Annotated in this window: 19 protein-coding genes; 8 read left to right on the top strand and 11 right to left on the bottom strand. The window is 71.3% G+C overall.

The genetic code is table 11. The features are described 5' to 3' along the window. Positions 1-2: 2 nt before the first annotated feature. Positions 3-1,475 carry an XRE family transcriptional regulator gene (locus KZC52_RS16060; RefSeq protein ID WP_247625141.1) on the bottom strand — a complete coding sequence of 491 codons (1,473 nt, stop codon included), beginning with the start codon at positions 1,473-1,475 and terminating at the stop codon, positions 3-5. A 134-nt stretch (positions 1,476-1,609) separates the two neighbouring features. Between KZC52_RS16060 and aceA the strand changes: the two genes are divergently transcribed. The 4 genes from aceA (at position 1,610) to KZC52_RS16080 (ending at position 5,593) form a co-directional block, all read left to right on the top strand. Continuing rightward, positions 1,610-2,938, top strand: a complete 1,329-nt coding sequence (gene aceA / locus KZC52_RS16065; RefSeq protein ID WP_247625142.1) for an isocitrate lyase — start codon at positions 1,610-1,612, stop codon at positions 2,936-2,938. Between the two features lie 61 nt (positions 2,939-2,999). Beyond that, positions 3,000-4,625, top strand: a complete 1,626-nt coding sequence (gene aceB / locus KZC52_RS16070) for a malate synthase A (RefSeq protein WP_247625143.1) — start codon at positions 3,000-3,002, stop codon at positions 4,623-4,625. Between the two features lie 76 nt (positions 4,626-4,701). Beyond that, on the top strand, positions 4,702-5,133 hold the full coding sequence (locus KZC52_RS16075; RefSeq protein ID WP_247625144.1) for a hypothetical protein: 432 nt from the start codon (positions 4,702-4,704) through the stop codon (positions 5,131-5,133). A 232-nt stretch (positions 5,134-5,365) separates the two neighbouring features. After that, entirely contained in the window at positions 5,366-5,593 is a 228-nt protein-coding gene (locus KZC52_RS16080) for a hypothetical protein (RefSeq protein WP_247625145.1), read from the top strand. A 9-nt stretch (positions 5,594-5,602) separates the two neighbouring features. Here KZC52_RS16080 and KZC52_RS16085 read toward each other — a convergent pair whose 3' ends face one another. Next, positions 5,603-6,121, bottom strand: coding sequence for an Lrp/AsnC family transcriptional regulator (locus tag KZC52_RS16085; protein WP_247625146.1), 519 nt, complete (start codon positions 6,119-6,121; stop codon positions 5,603-5,605). A 107-nt stretch (positions 6,122-6,228) separates the two neighbouring features. On the opposite strand from KZC52_RS16085, the gene ald reads away from it, so the two are divergent. From ald to KZC52_RS16105, 4 genes are all read left to right on the top strand, one after another. Beyond that, on the top strand, positions 6,229-7,314 hold the full coding sequence (ald, locus tag KZC52_RS16090; RefSeq protein ID WP_247625147.1) for an alanine dehydrogenase: 1,086 nt from the start codon (positions 6,229-6,231) through the stop codon (positions 7,312-7,314). A 41-nt stretch (positions 7,315-7,355) separates the two neighbouring features. Next, positions 7,356-7,505: a hypothetical protein gene (locus KZC52_RS16095; protein ID WP_247625148.1), complete on the top strand. Its 150-nt coding sequence runs from the start codon at positions 7,356-7,358 to the stop codon at positions 7,503-7,505. Positions 7,506-7,507: 2 nt separating this feature from the next. Then, a complete protein-coding gene (locus KZC52_RS16100; RefSeq protein ID WP_247625149.1) occupies positions 7,508-7,720 on the top strand; it encodes a hypothetical protein in 213 nt (70 codons plus the stop codon). Between the two features lie 85 nt (positions 7,721-7,805). Continuing rightward, complete coding sequence (locus KZC52_RS16105) at positions 7,806-9,008, top strand: pyridoxal phosphate-dependent aminotransferase (RefSeq protein WP_247625150.1); 1,203 nt, start codon at positions 7,806-7,808, stop codon at positions 9,006-9,008. A 27-nt stretch (positions 9,009-9,035) separates the two neighbouring features. On the opposite strand, the gene KZC52_RS16110 is transcribed toward KZC52_RS16105, so the two are convergent. Genes KZC52_RS16110 through KZC52_RS16150 form a run of 9 tightly spaced genes read right to left on the bottom strand, consistent with a single transcriptional unit; the run spans position 9,036 to position 18,489 of the window. Next, entirely contained in the window at positions 9,036-9,437 is a 402-nt protein-coding gene (locus KZC52_RS16110) for a VOC family protein (RefSeq protein ID WP_247625151.1), read from the bottom strand. Then, positions 9,434-10,822: an AMP-binding protein gene (locus KZC52_RS16115; protein ID WP_247625152.1), complete on the bottom strand. Its 1,389-nt coding sequence runs from the start codon at positions 10,820-10,822 to the stop codon at positions 9,434-9,436. The genes KZC52_RS16110 and KZC52_RS16115 overlap by 4 nt, the downstream gene beginning before the upstream one ends. Next, positions 10,815-11,453, bottom strand: a complete 639-nt coding sequence (locus tag KZC52_RS16120; protein WP_247625153.1) for a phosphohydrolase — start codon at positions 11,451-11,453, stop codon at positions 10,815-10,817. Before KZC52_RS16120 ends, KZC52_RS16115 begins: the two co-directional genes overlap by 8 nt. Beyond that, positions 11,446-13,290: a VWA domain-containing protein gene (locus KZC52_RS16125; RefSeq protein ID WP_247625154.1), complete on the bottom strand. Its 1,845-nt coding sequence runs from the start codon at positions 13,288-13,290 to the stop codon at positions 11,446-11,448. Before KZC52_RS16125 ends, KZC52_RS16120 begins: the two co-directional genes overlap by 8 nt. Further along, the gene (locus tag KZC52_RS16130) at positions 13,287-13,979 is read right to left on the bottom strand and encodes a potassium transporter Kef (RefSeq protein ID WP_247625155.1); all 693 of its coding nucleotides are present in this window, start codon (positions 13,977-13,979) and stop codon (positions 13,287-13,289) included. Before KZC52_RS16130 ends, KZC52_RS16125 begins: the two co-directional genes overlap by 4 nt. Beyond that, positions 13,976-15,547, bottom strand: a complete 1,572-nt coding sequence (locus KZC52_RS16135) for an AAA family ATPase (RefSeq protein ID WP_247625156.1) — start codon at positions 15,545-15,547, stop codon at positions 13,976-13,978. The genes KZC52_RS16130 and KZC52_RS16135 overlap by 4 nt, the downstream gene beginning before the upstream one ends. A gap of 23 nt (positions 15,548-15,570) precedes the next feature. Further along, a complete protein-coding gene (locus KZC52_RS16140) occupies positions 15,571-16,749 on the bottom strand; it encodes an AAA family ATPase (protein ID WP_247625157.1) in 1,179 nt (392 codons plus the stop codon). Then, positions 16,746-17,351 (bottom strand): nicotinamide riboside transporter PnuC, encoded by a 606-nt coding sequence (gene pnuC / locus KZC52_RS16145; RefSeq protein WP_247625158.1) that lies wholly within the window; start codon positions 17,349-17,351, stop codon positions 16,746-16,748. The genes KZC52_RS16140 and pnuC overlap by 4 nt, the downstream gene beginning before the upstream one ends. A 7-nt stretch (positions 17,352-17,358) precedes the next feature. Continuing rightward, complete coding sequence (locus KZC52_RS16150; protein WP_247625277.1) at positions 17,359-18,489, bottom strand: UDP-N-acetylmuramate dehydrogenase; 1,131 nt, start codon at positions 18,487-18,489, stop codon at positions 17,359-17,361. Positions 18,490-18,491: the final 2 nt, after the last annotated feature.

Genomic DNA, 18,491 nt, shown 5'->3' on the forward strand with positions numbered 1-18,491 from the left:
CCTCACTCCGGCGCGTGCGCCTCGAGGAATTCGTACACATCGGTCGTGTCGACGCCCGGGAACGATCCGGTCGGAAGCGTTGCGAGCAGCGTGCGCGGGGTCTTCACGTTCGGCCAGGAGTTGTCGCGCCAGCGCTCCTCGAGGTCGGCCGGGGCTCGGCGGCAGCACACCTCGACCGAATGCTTCGAGACTCCGCGGTGGGGAGTGTCGCGTCCGACGAACCACTTGGTGTCGTCGAAGCGCACGCCCACGCTCACGGAGTGCAGCCCCTCGCTCGACGCCTCGACCCTGGCCGTGCACCAGTAGGTGCCGTTGCCGGTGTCGGTGTACTGGTAGTAGGGATTGAAGCGGTCGTCCTCGTCGAACACCACCCGGCTGGTCCACCTGCGGCAGCACATCTGCCCTTCGATCGCCCCGAGGCGGTCGGCGGGGAAGTTCACGTCGTCGTTCTCGTACGCCTTCGTGATCGTGCCCGACTCGTGCACCTTGAGGAAGTGCACGGGGATGCCGAGGTGCCGCGTCGCGAGGTTCGTGAAGCGGTGCGCGGCCGTCTCGTACGAGACGGAGTAGGTGTCGCGCAGATCTTCGATCGAGATCGCCCGTCGCGCCTTCGCGTCGCGGAGCGCCGGGACGACGTGCGCCTCGGGGATCAGCAGCGCACCGGTGAGGTAGTTGGTCTCGACCCGCTGGCGCAGGAACTCGGCGTAGCTGCGAGGCTCGGAGTGCCCGAGGATGCGGCTCGACAGCGCCTGGAGCACCGCGGTGCGGGCATCGCCCTTGGCCGGCACACTGCTCGACAGGTACAGGCGCCCGTGCGCGAGATCGGCGACGCTGCGGGTGGTCTGCGGCAGGTCCGGCGCGTAGTGCAGGGTGAAGCCGAGATAGGCGGCGATCTCGGATGCCGTGCGCTGAGTGAGAGGGCCGCCCGGGTGGCCGACCGCGTCGAGGATCTCGGCGGCCTTCTGCTCGAGGTCGGCGAAGTGGTTGTCCTGCCGGCGCATGAGGTGACGCAGTTCGACGTTCGCCCGCCGGGCCTCCTCCGGCGTCGCCGCCCGCTCGTCGCGGAGTCGGTCGATCTCGCCGTGCAGCGCGAGCAGGGCGGTGAGCGCCTCGGTCGGCATCGACTTCGCGATACGGAAGGGCTCGATGCCGAGCGCCTGGAACGTCTGCCCCTTCATCGCGCGTTCGAGCGCGATCTCGATCGCACTGCGCTCGTCGAGCGGCTCGCCCTCGAGCAGAGCGTCGAGCGTCACCCCGAGGGCGCGCGCGATCGCCTGGAGCTGCGACAGCTTCGCCTCGCGCTTACCCGTCTCGATCATCGACAGCTGACTCGGCGCACGATCGACCGCGGAGGCGAGGTCGTCGAGGGTCATCCCCCGCGCGGTGCGCAGACGGCGGATACGCCGCCCGATCGTGAGGGCGTCGGTCTCTTCTGCGGTTCCCGCCGGGGTCCCTGAGCCGGTCGAAGGGTCCATGACGGCGATTCTGTCACAGAAACAGAATTTCGACCGATCTTCACAGGGAAACCCTTCATCGAAGCATCCGTTCTTCACCCACAGTGGATCACACGCCACCCGGCACCGCCGCCGGATCGACCGAAGGAGACACCATGACGACGCACGCACCCCGCCCCGCAGGTCTGCGAGCCGGCGACCAGGTCCAGACCGCCGCCGAGCTCCAGGAGATCTGGGACACCGATCCCCGCTGGGACGGCGTCGAGCGCACCTACACCGCCGCCGACGTCATCCGCATCCGAGGGTCCATCCGCGAGGAGTCGACGCTCGCCCACCGCGGCGCCGAGAACCTCTGGAACCTGCTCCACACCGAGGACTACATCCGCGCACTCGGGGCCTACACCGGCGGCCAGGCCGTGCAGCAGGTGCGCGCCGGGCTCAAGGCGATCTACCTCTCGGGCTGGCAGGTCGCCGCCGACGGCAACCTCGCGGGCCAGACCTACCCCGACCAGTCGCTGTACCCGGCGAACTCGGTGCCGGCCGTCGTGCGCCGCATCAACAACGCGCTGCTGCGTCAGGACCAGCTCGAGCACGCCGAGGCCGCGGCGGGCGAAGGAGAGATCACGCAGGACTGGCTCGCCCCGATCGTCGCCGACGCCGAGGCCGGATTCGGCGGACCGCTCAACGCCTACGAACTCGCTCAGTCGCTGATCCAGGCCGGCGCCGCCGCGATCCACTGGGAGGACCAGCTCGCCAGCGAGAAGAAGTGCGGCCACCTCGGCGGCAAGGTGCTCGTGCCCACCCAGCAGCACATCCGCACGCTGAACGCGGCGCGGCTCGCGGCCGACGTCGCGGGCGTCCCGACCGTCATCATCGCCCGGACGGATGCCCTCGCCGCCGACCTGCTCACCAGCGACGTCGACGAGCGCGACCAGGCGTTCACCACCGGCGAGCGCACGCCCGAGGGCTTCTACCGCGTGACGCCGGGCATCGACGCGGTCATCAGCCGCGGCCTGGCCTTCGCCCCCTACGCCGACCTGCTCTGGGTCGAGACGGGCGAGCCCGACATCGAGCTGGCGCGCGCGTTCGCCGCGGCGGTCCACGCCGAGTTCCCGGGCAAGCTGCTCGCCTACAACTGCTCACCCAGCTTCAACTGGAAGCGCCACCTGTCGGATGCCGAGATCGCGACGTTCCAGCAGGAGCTGGCCGACCTCGGCTACAAGTTCCAGTTCATCACGCTGGCCGGCTTCCACGCCCTGAACTACTCCATGTTCGACCTCGCCCGCGGCTACGCCGATCGCGCCATGAGCGCGTACGTCGAGCTGCAGGAGGCCGAGTTCGCCGCCGAGGCCGACGGCTACACCGCCACCAAGCACCAGCGCGAGGCGGGCACCGGCTACTTCGACGTGATCTCCACGGCGCTCAACCCCGACAGCGCCACTCTCGCCCTCGCCGGCTCCACCGAGACCGCGCAGTTCCACTGACCCTCCCTCTTCACCGGGTTGCTGAGCCTGTCGAAGCACCCCCACGAGACAAGGACCCATCATGACCATCACACCCCCCACCCCGACCCTGCAGGGTCCGGCGATCGAGATCACCGGTACGCTGCACGACCGCTACGACGAGATCCTCACGCCCGCGGCGATCGCGTTCCTCACCGAACTGCACCACCGGTTCGCATCGCGTCGCCACGACCGCCTGGCCGACCGCATGCGCCGCCGCTTCGAGATCGGCAACGGGCACGACCCGCACTTCCGGGCCGACACGGCGCACATCCGCGACGACGCCTCGTGGCGCGTCGCCGGTGCCGGGCCCGGCCTCGAGGACCGTCGCGTCGAGATCACCGGACCGACGGATCCGAAGATGACGATCAACGCCCTCAACTCGGGCGCGCGCGTCTGGCTCGCCGACCAGGAGGACGCCACGAGCCCCACCTGGAAGAACGTCGTCGAGGGCCAGCTGTCGCTGCGCGATGCGATCCGCGGCGAGCTGTCGTTCACGTCCCCCGAGGGCAAGGAGTACCGCGTCACCGCCGAGCGCACGCCGACCATCGTGATGCGTCCGCGCGGCTGGCACCTGCCCGAGAAGCACATCGCCTTCATCGACCGCGCGGGGCGCCGCACCGCGGCATCCGGATCGCTGGTCGACTTCGGCCTCTACTTCCTGCACAACGCGCAGACGCTGATCGAGGCGGGGCGCGGCCCGTACTTCTACATCGCGAAGCTCGAGTCGAGCGACGAGGCGAAGCTGTGGGACGACGTGTTCTCGTTCAGCGAGGAGTACATCGGTCTCCCCCACGGCACGATCCGCGCCACGGTGCTGATCGAGACCCTGCCGGCGGCGTTCGAGATGGACGAGATCCTCTACGAGCTGCGCGACCACTGCGCGGGCCTCAACGCCGGACGCTGGGACTACATCTTCTCGATCATCAAGAACTACCGGGGTCGCGGCGCCCGCTTCGTGCTGCCCGACCGCAGCGAGGTGACGATGACGGTGCCGTTCATGCGGGCGTACACCGAGCTGCTCGTGCAGACGTGCCACAAGCGCGGAGCCTTCGCGATCGGCGGCATGAGCGCCTCGATCCCCAACCGCCGCGACCCCGAGGCCACGGCGCGCGCGATCGAGAAGGTCGCGGCCGACAAGAAGCGCGAGGCCGGCGACGGCTTCGACGGCACCTGGGTGGCGCACCCGGATCTCATCCCGACCGCGCAGGCCGAGTTCGACGCGGTGCTCGGCGATCGGCCCAACCAGGTCGACCGGCAGCGCGACGACGTGCATGTGCAGGCATCCGATCTGATCGACCTGCACATCGGCCGACCGATCACGGCGAAGGGCGTGCGCGACAACGTGTCGGTCGCGATCCGCTACCTCGAGGCCTGGTTGCGGGGACTGGGCGCGGTGGCGATCGACAACCTCATGGAGGATGCCGCGACCGCCGAGATCAGCCGCTCGCAGGTGTGGCAGTGGATCCACCAGGACCGCACCACGGAGGACGGCACGGCGATCACCGCCGAGTACGTCGAGGAGCTCATCTCCGCCGTGCTCCGCGAGGCGACCCGCAGTGCCGACGACCGGTTCGACGACGCCGCGGAGATCTTCCGCGAGGTCGCGCTGCGCGAGGAGTTCCCCACCTTCCTGACGCTGGGCGCCTACGCCCGGTATCTCGACTGACGTCCTGACCGTGAGGAAGAGCGGATGCCGCAGCTGAACCGGCCGCGGCATCCGCTCTCGGGCGTAGCCTGAAGACATGACCGAGTTCTGGGGCGACATCGCGAGCGAGTTCCTGCACCTGTACCCGAACGGCGGGCGCCTGCTCGCGGTGGCGGGGGCGGATGCCGAGCGCTCGCGCCGCGCGGCCGACGATCTCGCCGCGGCGCTGACCGCCGCAGGACAGCGCGTCGAGCGGGCGCACTCCCCTGCCGGTGACGAGGACGCGCTGCGCACCGAGGTTATCGCGCCGTTCCGCACCGAGCGCAGCGACCGCGTGCTCGTCGTCTCAGGCCCGGCCTCGCTCGTGAGCGCGAGCGCCCGCGGCCTCTGGAACTTCGCGATCTGGCAGCTCGCGGGCGACGAACAGCCGCACACCGCGGCATCCGTCATCGTCGACGTCACCGACCCGGACGCCCCGACCCGCCGCTTCGCGGACTACTGCGCCCTGCCCAGCGCCTTCGGCGCCTGAACTTCTCGACGCGCGCAGGCTCCCCGTCTCACAACCCATGCCGCTCCGCGCATACGCGCTGTGGCACGGTGGGCCGATGACGAACGACGCCTCGGATCCACGCCCCTCGATGTCGCTCGCCGCCTACCTTCGGGAGAATCCCCTTCGCTCGTTCCCGCCGAGATATTCGCGGGCACAGCGGGCGAGGAGTCGGACGGCGGAGATCCTCGGTTGGATCTCTGCGGTCGTCCCCGTGGGGGCAGCCCTGCTCTCGCTGGCGCTCTTCCCCTTCCTCGGGATCACGACGTTCCTCTTCCTGGTTCTCATCCTGGCGACATCCGTGATCTGGGGTGCGCTCGGCCTGGTCGCCCTGCTCCTGACGATCCGCGCCGGTGACCGCGGCCGCATCGTCGCGGTGATCGGCATCGTGGAAGCAGCCCTCCTCGTCGCGATCGGCATCGCCATCATCCGACCGGTGTGATGCCCCGGGTCACGTGAACGACGCGGCGACCGAGTTGCGGTGGTAGTCGAACACGATGCTCGTACGCGTCGAGGCCACGCTGCTCTGGGCCGAGAGGTGCTCGAGTACGAACTCGCGCATCTCCGAGGAGTCCGCCACCGCGATGTGCAGCAGGAAGTCGTCGTCACCGCCCAGGAAGAACACCTGGATCACCTGCGGCAACGCGCGCACACGGTCGGCGAACTCGACGATGCTCTCGCGGCGGGCGCTCGGGCGCAGGCTCACGCCGATGATGGCCTGGAGGCCGGCGCCCAGCATCCGCTCGTCCACGCTCGCGTGGAACCCCGTGATCACGCCGCGCTCGATCAGCGAGCGCAACCGCGCGTGCGCCGTCGACGGGGCGACGCCGAGCGTGCCGGCGAGCTCGGCGTTGGTCATGCGGCCGTCCTCCGCGAGCAGCGCGACGATGCGCTGGTCGACCGGGTCGAGCGCGGGAGCCCGAAGAGTGTTCGGTCGATCCGGGGTCGTAGAGGTCTCCATGCGAATCATTATTCAGGATTCGGACGATTCGCGAATGATCTTCGTGAAATCTGTTGCCCTGCCGATGTTTCTGCGATCCTGTTCTGCAACAACCGCCCCTGAGCAGTGGAGTATCGATGAAGATCGGCGTGCCGACCGAGGTCAAGAACAACGAGAACCGCGTCGCGCTCACCCCCGCGGGCGCGGACCGTCTCGTCCACGAGGGACACCGAGTGCTCGTGCAGTCCGGCGCCGGACTCGGGTCGCGCATCGATGACGACGCCTACCGCGCCGTCGGCGCCGAGATCGTCGACACCGCCGCCGAGGCCTGGGGCGCGGCCGACCTCCTCCTCAAGGTCAAGGAGCCGATCGCGCAGGAGTACGGCTTCCTGCACCCCGACCTCACCCTCTTCACGTACCTGCACCTCGCGGCCGACCGCCCGCTGACCGAGGCGCTCGTCGCCGCCGGCACCACCGCCGTCGCCTACGAGACCGTGCAGCTGCCCGACCGCAGCCTGCCGCTGCTGGTGCCGATGAGTGAGATCGCCGGCCGCCTGTCGGTGACGATGGGCTCTTACTCCCTGCTGCGCTCGAACGGTGGCCGCGGACTTCTGCTCGGCGGCATCGCGGGCACCCCGCGCGCCAAGACGGTCGTGATCGGCGGCGGCGTCGCGGGCGAGCACGCCGCAGCGAACGCCCTGGGCCTGGGCTCGCAGGCCACGGTCTTCGACATCTCGCTGCCGCGCCTGCGCGACCTCGAGCACCGTTACGGCGGCGCGCTCCAGACCCGCGCGTCGAGCCGCTACGACATCGCCGAGGAGCTCGCGACCGCCGACCTCGTGATCGGTTCGGTGCTCATCCCGGGCGCGGCCGCTCCCAAGCTCGTCACCGACGACATGGTGGCCGGCATGAAGGCCGGCTCGGTGCTCGTCGACATCGCGATCGACCAGGGCGGATGCTTCGAGGGTTCGCGACCCACGACCCACGACGACCCCACCTTCGCGGTGCACGACTCGATCTACTACTGCGTCGCCAACATGCCCGGCGCCGTTCCCGAGACCGCGACCCGCGCGCTCACGAACGCGACCCTCCCCTACGTCTCGGCGATCGCCGGGAAGGGCTGGGCGCAGGCATCCGCCGACGACGCATCGCTCGCGAAGGGCCTGAACGTGCAGGGCGGGCGCATCACCCTCGACGCGGTCGCCCGCGCGCACGGCCTCTGAGGGGTCGCGCACCCGCCCCGTGGCGGAATAGTATCCAGCGCATGGGCACAGCCAATCCCGCCGAGACGAAGCGGCAGCTCCCCCTTGGCACCCGGATGATGCTGCGACTGCTGGCGCACCTCGGAGCTGGTGCTGCTTTCGCGCTCTTCCTCACCTGGCCGCTGATTCTGCTCGCCGGTTGGAGAGCGTAGTCATGGCCGCCCCTCCCGCCGAGCGGCCCGACGATCCGCACGCCCTCGATGAGAACTCGACGGAGTCGACGCCTCTGTTGGCGAAGATGACGTTCGGCCTTCTGACGAGCGTGGCGGGTGGCGTCGCTCTCATCGCGATATTCCTCGTCACCCTCTTCGGATTCTTCGGCATCCCGTACCTCTTGCTCTACGGACTCACCGCCTGGTGGGACTGACCGTTCGCTCGGGCGGGCAAGAATCGCGGAACTTACGCCGGTCGCGGCCCGCACAACGCCCGCGCCCCCGAGTACGCTCGTAATCGTGACCGAACGCGCTCCTCTCTCCCGCAAACTGTCCGCGATCGCCGAGTCCGCGACCCTCAAGGTCGACGCGAAGGCCAAGGCACTGAAGGCGGAGGGCAAGCCCGTCATCTCGTATGCCGCCGGCGAGCCCGACTTCGCGACGCCGCAGTTCATCGTGGATGCCGCGGCCGAGGCCCTGGCCGACCCCGCGAGCTACCGCTACACGCCCGCCGCCGGCCTCCCGGCGCTGCGCGAGGCGATCGCCGCGAAGACGCTGCGCGACTCGGGTCTCGAGGTCTCGCCGAGCCAGGTGCTCGTGACCAACGGCGGCAAGCAGTCGGTCTACCAGGCGTTCCAGACCGTGGTGAACCCCGGCGACGAGGTGCTGCTGCCGGCGCCCTACTGGACCACGTACCCCGAGGCGATCCGTCTCGCCGACGGCACGCCCGTCGAGGTGTTCGCGGGTGCCGACCAGGACTACAAGGTCACGGTCGCGCAGCTCGAGGCCGCCCGCACCCCGCGCACGACCGCGCTCGTCTTCGTGTCGCCGTCGAACCCCACCGGGTCGGTGTACACCGCCGAGGAGACGAAGGCGATCGGCGAGTGGGCCCTCGAGCACGGCATCTGGGTGATCAGCGACGAGATCTACCAGAACCTCACGTACGAGGGAACCGCGGCGGTCTCGATCGTCGAGGCGGTCCCCGAGGTCGCCGGCCAGACGATCCTCGTCAACGGCGTCGCGAAGACCTACGCCATGACGGGCTGGCGCGTGGGCTGGATGGTCGGCCCGGCCGACGCGATCAAGATCGCCGGCAACCTGCAGTCGCACCTGACGAGCAACGTCAACAACGTCGCCCAGAAGGCCGCGATCGCCGCACTCAACGGACCGCAGACCGAGGCCGAGCAGATGCGCGAAGCCTTCGACCGCCGTCGCCGGCTCATCGTCTCGGAGCTCTCGAAGATCGAGGGCGTCGTCGTGCCGAACCCCCTCGGCGCCTTCTACGTGTACCCCGATGTGCAGGGGCTCCTCGGCCGCACCTGGGGCGGCGTCACGCCGACCACGTCGCTCGAGCTCGCCGACCTCATCCTCGAGCAGGCCGAGGTCGCGGTCGTCCCGGGCGAGGCCTTCGGCCCGAGCGGCTACCTGCGCCTGTCGTACGCGCTCGGCGACGACGCGCTGCTCGAAGGCATCCAGCGCCTGCAGCGCCTGTTCGCCTCCTGAGGCATCCGGGTGTCACCCGGAGGAGCCTCACTCCTCCGGGTGGTACCCGATCAACCAGCGGATGCCGTAGCGATCCACGAGCGACCCGTCGACGTCGCCCCACGGGCGGGTGGTCAAGGGCGAGATGACCCGACCTTCTGTAGCGAGCGCGTCGAACCAGCGCGTGAGGGTGTCGGCATCCGCCGTTCCCAGCAGCGAGAAGAACATCCCGCCCATCTGCACCGCGTCGTCGTCGGCCCCGGCATCCGCCCCGGCGAGCTCGACGACCCCGCGCAGCATGCCGTGCCCGATCGCGTCGGCGGGACCGTCGTGGCGACCGAGCTCGGCGTAGTCGAAGAGCTGCAGCTCGCCACCGAAGATGCCCTGGTAGTGAGCGAAGGCCTCCGCGGCGTTGCCGGGGAAGAGGAGGTAGGGGATGAGTCCGCTCATCCCGCGAGTGTACTGCGGTAGCGTCGCGGCTTGCCCTCGCCGAGGTCGATCACCCGCGCCACGGCGGTGACCTCGACCGGCACCGCCAGCAGCGCGGCGAGCGCCGCCTCGATCGCCGCGGCGTCTCCTCCGGCGATCGTCGCGTGCACGACCCCGTCGTCGCCCTGCACGACCGACCACCCCTCGGCGCCGTGCGCCTGCAGGTGCTGGGTGAGGTCGACGCTGGCGACGAGCGACCCGTCGCCCGCACGGAAACGGGTGTTCTCGCGCCCCTCGAGGTCGGCGATCCCCACCGCGCCGTCGGCCGACCGCACGAGCCGCCCGTAGTCGCCGGTGCGGTAGCGCACGAGCGGCAGCAACGGGTTCTCCCCCGCGGTCACCGTGATCTCGCCGACCTCTCCGTCGGGCACCGCGATGTCGCGCCGCGGATCGAGCACCTCGACGAGGACCCGACGATCGAGCACCCGGAACGGGCCGTCGTCGGCGCGCGCGGCGATCGGCCGGGTCTCGTGCAGCCCGTAGACGTCGATCACGGGGCACCCGAACGCGTGCTCGAGCCGCGCGCGCAGCGGGGCCGAGAGCGCCATCGCCCCCGAGAAGATCACCGAGGGATGCAGCACCCCGTCGAGTCCCGCATCGACGAGCTCGGCGAGGCTGGTCGGGTGCCCGCTGAGGATCTGCGGGTCGGCGTCGGCGAGGAATCGGCGTCGGGCGTCGGCATCCGGCCACGCCGACACGTGCAGGTTGAGCCGGGCCATCGCGCGGTGGGCGAAGCTGCTGATCACCGAGACGTAGGTGAACGCCTGGCGTTGGAAGACGAGGTTCGCGACCGCCATCCGCTCACCGTCGTCGCTGACGGTCGCGCCCTGCTGTGCGGCCAGCGCGCGCAGCAGGTGGAACCCGCGTGCGACCTCCTCGACGTCGTCGGGGATCAGCAGGGCGGCACCGGTCGACCCCGAGCTCGTGCCGTGCAGCATCCGTCCGAGGTCGGCGTCGAGCGGCACGTGCGCACCGAGGTCGGCGACGAGGTCGCTGCGGCGGGTGGTCGGGTAGTCGACGAGCGCGGCATCCGCGGGCATCGCGCGGTGCCTCAGCGTGCGGCGAACCGCGGCCAGGTGATCGGCGAGCCATCCGTCCGTCGGGAGCGGATGCCGTACCCGCTCGACCTGCGCGGCGCTCAGCCGGTCACCGGTCGCGTGCGTCCACTGCGGGGCGTCGGGATGCCGTCGCCACCGGGTGAGGCGGGCGGCCCCCGCATCGTCGAGGGTCGGCCAGCGCTCGGCATCCGTGAGCACCGCTGCCGCCCCGGGTGCGTACTCGGCGAGTGCGAGCGGATCGATGGCGTCGGGGTCGTCGGGAACGCCGACCCCCTCGGCGTCACTCACTGGAGTACCGGGCCGCCGCCTCCTTGCGACGCGCCTCCTGCAGCTTGCGGGCGATCTCGGCGCGATGCCGGTGCCCCTCGTAGGCATCCGCGAGCGCCTTGTCACGGGCGAGGGAGTCGACCGCGGCGAGCAGAGACGAGGCGGTCTGCGCGTCTTCGCCCTCCGGCAGGTATCCGCGCCAGAGCAGGAACGTGCGCGCCGCCTCGATGCGCCGCTCGTCGTCGGAGATCCAGCTCAGCGGGTCGGACACGGGGGCGAGCCGCAGTGCGAGCGCATCGACCGCGAGGGCAGCGGCGCCCCCTCCCACCGGGGAGGAGAACGGGGCGACGAGCTCCTCACTCGCGACGATCCAGAGCGCGATCGCCGCTCCCCGGCGCACGCGCTCATCGTCGGCGAAGCGCACGCAGGCCGGCGCCATCCCGAGCACGTCACCCCCGAGCGCGCGCACGGAGACGCGGTCGTCGAGGAACATCTGCGGCACCGCCGAGAGCCGGGCGGCGATCGCGTCGAGTGCGGGGCCCGGGCGGGCGCGCGTCCACGCCTCCTGCTCCCCGCCGGACCGCTCGCTCCAGGCCGCGAGCAGCTCTTCCGTCGACGCCTGCTCGTTCTCCGCCCGCTCCGTCTCAGCCATGCAGTCGCTCCGCGAGGGCGGCGCAGGCCGCGGGGGCATCGTCCATGCTCGACAGGTACACCACGTCGTACCCGTCGCGCCGGGCGAGGTCGGAGACGCGGTGGAGTCGGTCCATGAGCACGAGCGTACCCGTGGTGAGCTTCTCCCTCACCGCCCGGGCGACGCCCGCGAAGGGCTCGTTCCCGACGCCGAACATCGACACGAGCCCGTCGTCGGAGAGCACCACGACATGGCGCTGCACCTCCTCGGTCGCGCGCGGCAGAGCCGCGTAGCGGGAGCCGTACAGATCGAGCGGGAACGAAGTGCCGCCGCCGAAGAACACGCAGAGGGCGCCGACGATCTCGGCGGGGTCGCGGCTGGCGCGCTCCATGCCCGCGACCTGCCCGGCGGCGGAGAAACTGGTCACGCGCACGCGCCCGCCGCCGCGGAGCACCGACAGCGCGAGGATCGTGCCGGCCAGCACGGCCGGAGACCCGGCGCGGGGGTTGCGCATCGACCCGGACGAGTCGATGTAGAGGTCGATCTCGATGCTCGTCTCGCGCACGACCGGGTCGTCGTCCAGTTCCGAGCGGCGCCGCGTGGTCACCCCGGGAATGACCCGACCGCCGCGCAGGGTGGCGGCCCAGTCGATGTCGCCGATCGCGTCTCCGGTCTCCCACAGTTCGAGCGGCCCGGGGAGCCCTCCGGCGGGCTGCGCCGGCGCGCGCCGCGTGTAGGGGCGCACCCGACTCGCCGCCTCGGTGCGGTACCAGGCCGCGAGCACCTCGGCCTGATCGAGGTCGGAGTAGAGCCCCAGCGTGCGGGCGACGTCGAGGCGCTGTCCGGGCTGCGACGACTCGTCGTCGTCAGGCTCCACCGCCTCCGCCGCCCCCGGATGCGCCGGGAGGTCGCCGCGCAGACGCTGATCCGCGAGGATGCGGCCGAGTTCCTCGGCGCTCGGCCCTTTCTCGTCGGCCGCGCAGCCGACCCCGCCGACGGTGGGCACCTCGCGCGCGGCATCCTGCCGTTCGGCGATGTAGGGCGCCGCGATCACCCCGAACCGCACCGCACCCGACACCGGGTCGGCGCCGAACGTGCGCACCGCATCGGCGACCAGCGCGGCATCGACGACGGGATTCGTCGTGCGCGCGCCGGCGAGCTCGGCGGCGATGCGCGCGCTCTCGGCCTTGCGCTCGCGCAGGATGCGCTCCTTCTCACGGTGCCTCTCGGCGATCGTGTCGAGCGGCGGCAGCTGTTCGTGCGCGACGGCGGGCGGCGGGGCGGGCGGGGCGTCGATCGCGCAGAGCGTGCCGGCCGGCAGCCGCCACAGGATCTCGTAGGCGCGGCAGTACACCCACCACAGTCGATCGGCGCTGCCGGCGGGTGCGGGGTACAGCACACGACCGAGACGGATGATCCCCGGCTCGCCCGCGGCATCCGCCTCGGCCCGCTGCAACTGCGCGAGCCGGGTGTTGACGAGCAGATCGTTCCAGAGGTTGGCGAGCAGGCCGATATCGGATGCCGCGGGCGCGCGCGACGAGACCGCGGCGAGCGCCCGTGCCATCTGATGCCGCACCTTCAGCCCGTCGATCCGGGTGCTCGGGGCGAGCACGTGGTGTCCGACCTCGTGCGCCAGCATGCTCCAGAGCTCGTCGGCGAGGCCGCGGCCGGCGAGGTAGTCGGGGTCGATCGAGACGGACGGTGGGAAGGTGAACCAGGCGGGCGCCCCGGCTTTCGCGTGCGCACCGGGCAGCACGATCGGGTCGTTCAGTCGTACACCCCACAGCGTGAGCGCGCGCTCCCAGGCCGCGCGCACGGTCTCGTCGACCGCTGCGCGGGGAACCTTTCCCGTCCTCACGCGGCGTCTCGCACGTGCACCCAGGCGAGGTGGGTGTCGGGCCCGATGACGACGCTCACGCCGTCGGTTGCGGGGGTGGATGCCGCGGGGTCGGAGGCCGCAGCTTCGGGCTCGACGGACGCCGTGAGCCGGGCGCCCCACACGTCGGCGTCGAGACGCCACCACTCCCCCGCGACGAGGATCGCGAACGCTCCGGCATCCGCGAGGCGCACGACCCGGTCCGGCGGACGGATCCACGCGCCGCCGACGCCGCGGAACCCTCCGGTCGCGAGCACGTATCCGCGCTCGTCCGCACGCCCGGGCCACCAGAACCGGTCGGTGCGCTGTCGGCGCAGGAACGCTTCGAGGAGCTCGATGCCGATCCCGAGGGTCGCGGCGGCCGCCCGCCGCTCGACCGCCGGCTCGATGCGTTCGACCCGGGTCAGGGCGTCATCGCGCAGAGCCAGGGCGCCGGACCGCCACGCCGCGATCGCGACGAGGTCGAGAGCGCGCTCGCGATCGGCCGCCGCATCCGCATCCTCCGCGAGGCCCGCGGCGAGCGCTCGGACGAACAGCCCCACCTCGCCGTGCGCGCGGCGCACGCCCTCGATCGCGGCGGCGATGTCGAGTCCCGCGGCCGTCAGGTCGGGCGGCGAGGCGGGCGGGAAGGAGTCCCGCGCATTCGCGAGCTGCAGCGGGCGGCGGATCACCCGCGGGTCTCCTGCCAGCGGGCGAACGCGGTGTAGCGCTGATGGAGGTACTTGAGCGCGATCACGTCGTCGAAGTCGCGGCCGTAGAGCTTGCCGACGCCGGCGATGCGGCGCAGCTGCGCCTCGATCGCGGTGATCCGGCGCGAGACGTCGAGAGCCGAGACACCGTCGAGTCCTCGGTCGAGTTCGCCGAGGAGCGCGGCCACCGGGTCGTCGGCATCGCGGCCGAGCATGTCGTACTGGCGGCACGACTGCACGAACAGGTCATTCAGCCAGCTCACGGTGTCGGTGGCGAGTTCGCGCTCGGCACCCACGTCGAAGCGCGGGTGGGTGTCGTTGGGCAGCAGTTTTCCCCGCAGCACGAAGGGCAGGATCGCGGCGATGTCGGCGAGCTCGACGGCATCCGCTCCTCGGAACCAGGCCATCGCCTTCGCGTAGAGGATGAGGGTCTGCAGCGCGCGCACCGAGAGGCCGTTGCGCGTCTGGGCGCCGAGGTCGACCTCGAGGTCGGCGCCGCTGTTCGCCTCGATGACCTCGCCGACGCTGCCGCCCGCGGTCGTCACGACGTCTTTCGTGCGGTACTCGAAACGGCGTCCGCCGTGCTGCACGAACTCGAAGTGGCTGAGGAAGAACCGCAGGCGGTGGCGCACGCCGTCGGGGATCGGCACGGCGCGGATCAGGGCGCGCATCCGCTCCTGTTCGGCCGCATCGAAGCGCAGTTCCGTCGGCACGTGCTCCTCGGGCTTCTCCCCCGCCTCGACCCGCGTGATGAGCTCGTCGAGGAAGCGGCTGTTGAAGCCGGCGGCCTGCACCGTGACGTCCATGCGATCGCGGAGCGCCTGGATCACCGGGAACGTCCCCCCGCCCGCATCGTCGTTCGCGGTGAAGAACCAGCTCTCGACGCCGCCGTGCGGTGCGGTGCGTCGCATCTGGTCGTGGCTCTCGACGTACCCCTCGGCGACCATCGTCAGCAGCGCCGACTGCGTCTTGGTGGGGACGCGGTTGTACTCGTCGATGATCTTCACCGGGAGGCCGAGCCAGTCGCGCCACGCGATGCGGATGTCGCTGAGCTTCTCGGCCTCGACGAGGTCGCGCGGCAGCGGAATGCCCACGAGGTCGCTCACCGTGAGCTGCGGCTGCCCCTGCTGCACGGCCCGGCGCACGTCGTCGGCCCCGGTGCCGGCGAGCACGCCCATGAGCACGGCGACCGTCGTCTTGCCGCGCCCCGGCCCGCCGATCAGGAGGCACTTGCCGCCGACCGCGAACGTGAGCAGTGGCAGCAGCACGTTCGACGAGAAGGATGCCTGAGTGGGCAGCGAGACCTTGGCATCGGCGTCGCCGAGCGCGATCGAGAGCGGCTCGCCGTGCGAGAACTCGATGTCGTAGTACGGGGAGATGACGGCCCGATTGACCATCCAGTAGTAGGCCTGGCGCAGCTTCTCGTCGAGGGGCACCGCGGTCGCCGCCGCTGCCGGGCGGAAGAGCTCCTCGGCGGTCATCTGCCCGACGCCGTGATCGGCTCCCGGGTTGGTGGGCGATGCGGACACGCGGCTCCAGCGATCGGACATGCGATCATCCTACGGGCGGCGGCTCAGGGCCTCCCGTCGCCCTCTCCGGTCCGACCGCCCGCACCGTGCGCGTCCGCGCGGTTCGTTGCCGACTCGTGCGCAGCCGCGCCGTACGCAGCCGACCCGTGCGCGGCCGCGCGCTGCAGGGCGCGCTGCTCGTCCATCGGGCGCGCCTCGAGCGGGATCGCGAAGCTGAGGTGCGCGGCCAGCAGCGGTTCGAGAGCGGATGCCGCGGCCTGCACGCGCGCCGGCACGTCGCCGCGCACCTCGAGCCAGGGCACCGGCTGCGCGGCGAGGACATCGCGGAAGCGCTGCTGCATGTCGTGGCGGATGTGCTCGCCGTCGCGCATGCCGTCCTGTTCGAACGGGATCTCGTCGCCCGTGAGCACGTAGAGGAGGGGGCGGTGGCCGTCGGCGGCGCGGTGCAGGCGCTCGGCGACCGTGCCGACGTAGCGCTCGTGCCAGAGCGCGGTCGCGAGCACATCGGTGTCGCACACCAGCACCGGGCGCGGCACACGGCGCAGCGCCCGCTCCTCGAGGGCGATCTGCCGGTCGACGATGAGGTCGAACTCGTCGCTGCGCCAGGGCGCCTCGAGCCCGCCCTCGCGCACTTCGGAGTGCTCCCGCCCGTACTCGGGAACCCACAGCGTGCCGAGGTGCGCGGCCAGCGCCTCGGCGAGCGTCGTGGACCCGGTCGACTCGGCGCCGAGAACGACGACCCGGGGAGTGAGCGACGCCCGCACGGCCGGCGCGAGCTCGTGCCAGAGCGCCGCGGGGTCGGCGCGGATCGCCGTGCCCGACACCGGGTTGATCCGTCGGCCCTCGTCGATGCGCACCCAGTGCGCACCGAGGCGCTGCGCGAGTTCTCCGCCGTACGCGTCGCACGAGTAGACGGTGTCGACGGGTCCGTCGAGCAGCGACTCGATCACGGTGAGGTGCTCACGCCACGCGGCATCCGATCCGAAGTCCACCGGGGCGTCGTCCATCGCCGCCACGACCCGCGCGCCGGGGTGCGATTCACGGATCCAGTCGGCGCGCGTCTCGAGCGGGATCGATTCGACGGATGCTCCGAGCACCTGCACGGTGACGCGCTCGCTGCGCCGTTCGGCCTCGCGGATGAGGTGCGAATGCCCGCTGTGGAACGGATAGAACTTGCCGATCACGAGCCCGTGGCCCTCGCGGCGCGGTGCGGCGGCCGTCACGCGGGCGCCTCGACGCGTTCGCGCTCCCGCTCGTCGGCCGCCACTCGGCGCCACGAGGTGAAGCCGAACACGCACAGGCCGATGAAGAGCAGGTACAGCGCCGCGATGACCCACAGCCCGGTGACGATCGAGATGCCGATGATCACGACGTCGACACCGATCCAGACGAACCAGTTCTGGATCCACTTGCGGTTGAGCATGTACTGCGCGACGAGGCTCGCCGAGGTGGTGAGCGCATCCGCGACCGCGACCTCCGAGTCGGTGAACGACGTGAGCACCCACACCAGCACAGCGGCACCGGCGATCCCCGCGAGCACCAGCCACGGCACCGCCCGGCGCCGAGTGCTCGCGATGTAGGTGCGACTCTGTTCCTCACCCCGCGTCCACCGCCACCAGCCGTGCACGCCCATCACGAGGTAGACCGCCTGCAGACCGGCGGCGGCGTAGACACCCGCGCCGAGGAAGACGACGAAGAGCACGACGTTGTTGGCGATGCCGATCGGATACGTCCACACGTTGCGGAGCCCCGCCAGGAGCACGCAGACCGCGCCGGTCACGAAACCGAGCACCTGCTGCCACTCGGCGATCAACCAGTCGAGCACGACGGGCCTAGAGCTCGACGCCGACGAGAACCGGCTCGGGCTGCAGCACGAGACCGAACTCGCTGTGCACCCGGCTCTGGATGAAGCGCGCGAGCTCGGCGACCTCCGCGGCGGTCGCGCCGCCCCGGTTCGTGAGGGCGAGCGCGTGCTTGGTCGACACCGAGGCGCGCGAACGCGGCAGCTTGAACCCCTTGCGGATGCCGGCCTGCTCGATGAGCCACGCGGCGCTGACCTTGACGTCGGCCGCTTCACGCGCCGGTGCCGGGATCAGACCTCCGTAGGACGCGAGCGGGATGACGGTGACGGTGTCGAGATCGGGTGAGACCGGCCAGCGCGGACACTCCGGCGGGAGGGCGCGGGCGACGGACTCCGTGACGATCGCGTTCTGGAAGAACGACCCGACGCCGTGCGTATCGGGATCGACCCGGTCCCACAGCATCCCCTTCGAGGCGCGCGTGGCGAGGATGCGCTCGCGCACCCACGACAGCGGCACGGGGGCGTCGTCGCCGAGGGTCAGCGCCCGGCGCAGCTGCTCACCGCGCACGATGCGCTCCCGCGCGACCAGCAGATCGACCGTGATCGACAGGATCACGGCCCGCCGCTCGGGCTCGCTGCCGTAGTGGTGCTTGAGCACCGAGGTGCGGAACCCGAGGCCCAGCTCGGAGGCCGGGACCGTCGAGATCTCGCCGGTCGCCGCGTCGATCAGCTCGACCTCGACCAGGGTCTCCTGGATCTCCTGCCCGTACGCCCCGATGTTCTGCACGGGAGCGGCCCCGACGGTGCCGGGGATGCCGCTCATCGCCTCGAGCCCGGCGTAGCCGTGTTCGACCGCGTACGCGACGAGTTCGTCCCACCCGTGGCCCGCCTGGGCGCGCAGCCGGATGCGGCCCTCGTGGGGCGAGGGCAGCTCGTCGATGCCGCGGGTGAGCACCCGGATGACGGTGCCCTCGAACTGCTCGTCGCCGACGAAGAGGTTCGAGCCTCCGCCGAGCACGAACCACTCATCGCCGCGCGACCACGTCTCGCGGAGCGCACTGACGAGCCCCTCGGCGGTCGTGGCGTCGAGCATCCGCTCGGGCGCACCGCCCGTGGCGATGGTGGTGAGCGCGGAAAGCGGGATCGGCGTGATCTCGTGCACCT

Origin of the sequence: Microbacterium galbinum (assembly GCF_023091225.1) — a bacterium.
GTDB lineage: Bacteria > Actinomycetota > Actinomycetes > Actinomycetales > Microbacteriaceae > Microbacterium > Microbacterium galbinum.

Bases quoted from the DNA above. Each gene is read 5' to 3' on its own strand.
- KZC52_RS16060 (WP_247625141.1), bottom strand. From the start codon at position 1,475: ATGGACCCTTCGACCGGCTCAGGGACCCCGGCGGGAACCGCAGAAGAG.
- aceA (WP_247625142.1), top strand. From the start codon at position 1,610: ATGACGACGCACGCACCCCGCCCCGCAGGTCTGCGAGCCGGCGACCAG.
- aceB (WP_247625143.1), top strand. From the start codon at position 3,000: ATGACCATCACACCCCCCACCCCGACCCTGCAGGGTCCGGCGATCGAG.
- KZC52_RS16075 (WP_247625144.1), top strand. From the start codon at position 4,702: ATGACCGAGTTCTGGGGCGACATCGCGAGCGAGTTCCTGCACCTGTAC.
- KZC52_RS16085 (WP_247625146.1), bottom strand. From the start codon at position 6,121: ATGATTCGCATGGAGACCTCTACGACCCCGGATCGACCGAACACTCTT.
- ald (WP_247625147.1), top strand. From the start codon at position 6,229: ATGAAGATCGGCGTGCCGACCGAGGTCAAGAACAACGAGAACCGCGTC.
- KZC52_RS16095 (WP_247625148.1), top strand. From the start codon at position 7,356: ATGGGCACAGCCAATCCCGCCGAGACGAAGCGGCAGCTCCCCCTTGGC.
- KZC52_RS16100 (WP_247625149.1), top strand. From the start codon at position 7,508: ATGGCCGCCCCTCCCGCCGAGCGGCCCGACGATCCGCACGCCCTCGAT.
- KZC52_RS16110 (WP_247625151.1), bottom strand. From the start codon at position 9,437: ATGAGCGGACTCATCCCCTACCTCCTCTTCCCCGGCAACGCCGCGGAG.
- KZC52_RS16120 (WP_247625153.1), bottom strand. From the start codon at position 11,453: ATGGCTGAGACGGAGCGGGCGGAGAACGAGCAGGCGTCGACGGAAGAG.
- KZC52_RS16135 (WP_247625156.1), bottom strand. From the start codon at position 15,547: ATGTCCGATCGCTGGAGCCGCGTGTCCGCATCGCCCACCAACCCGGGA.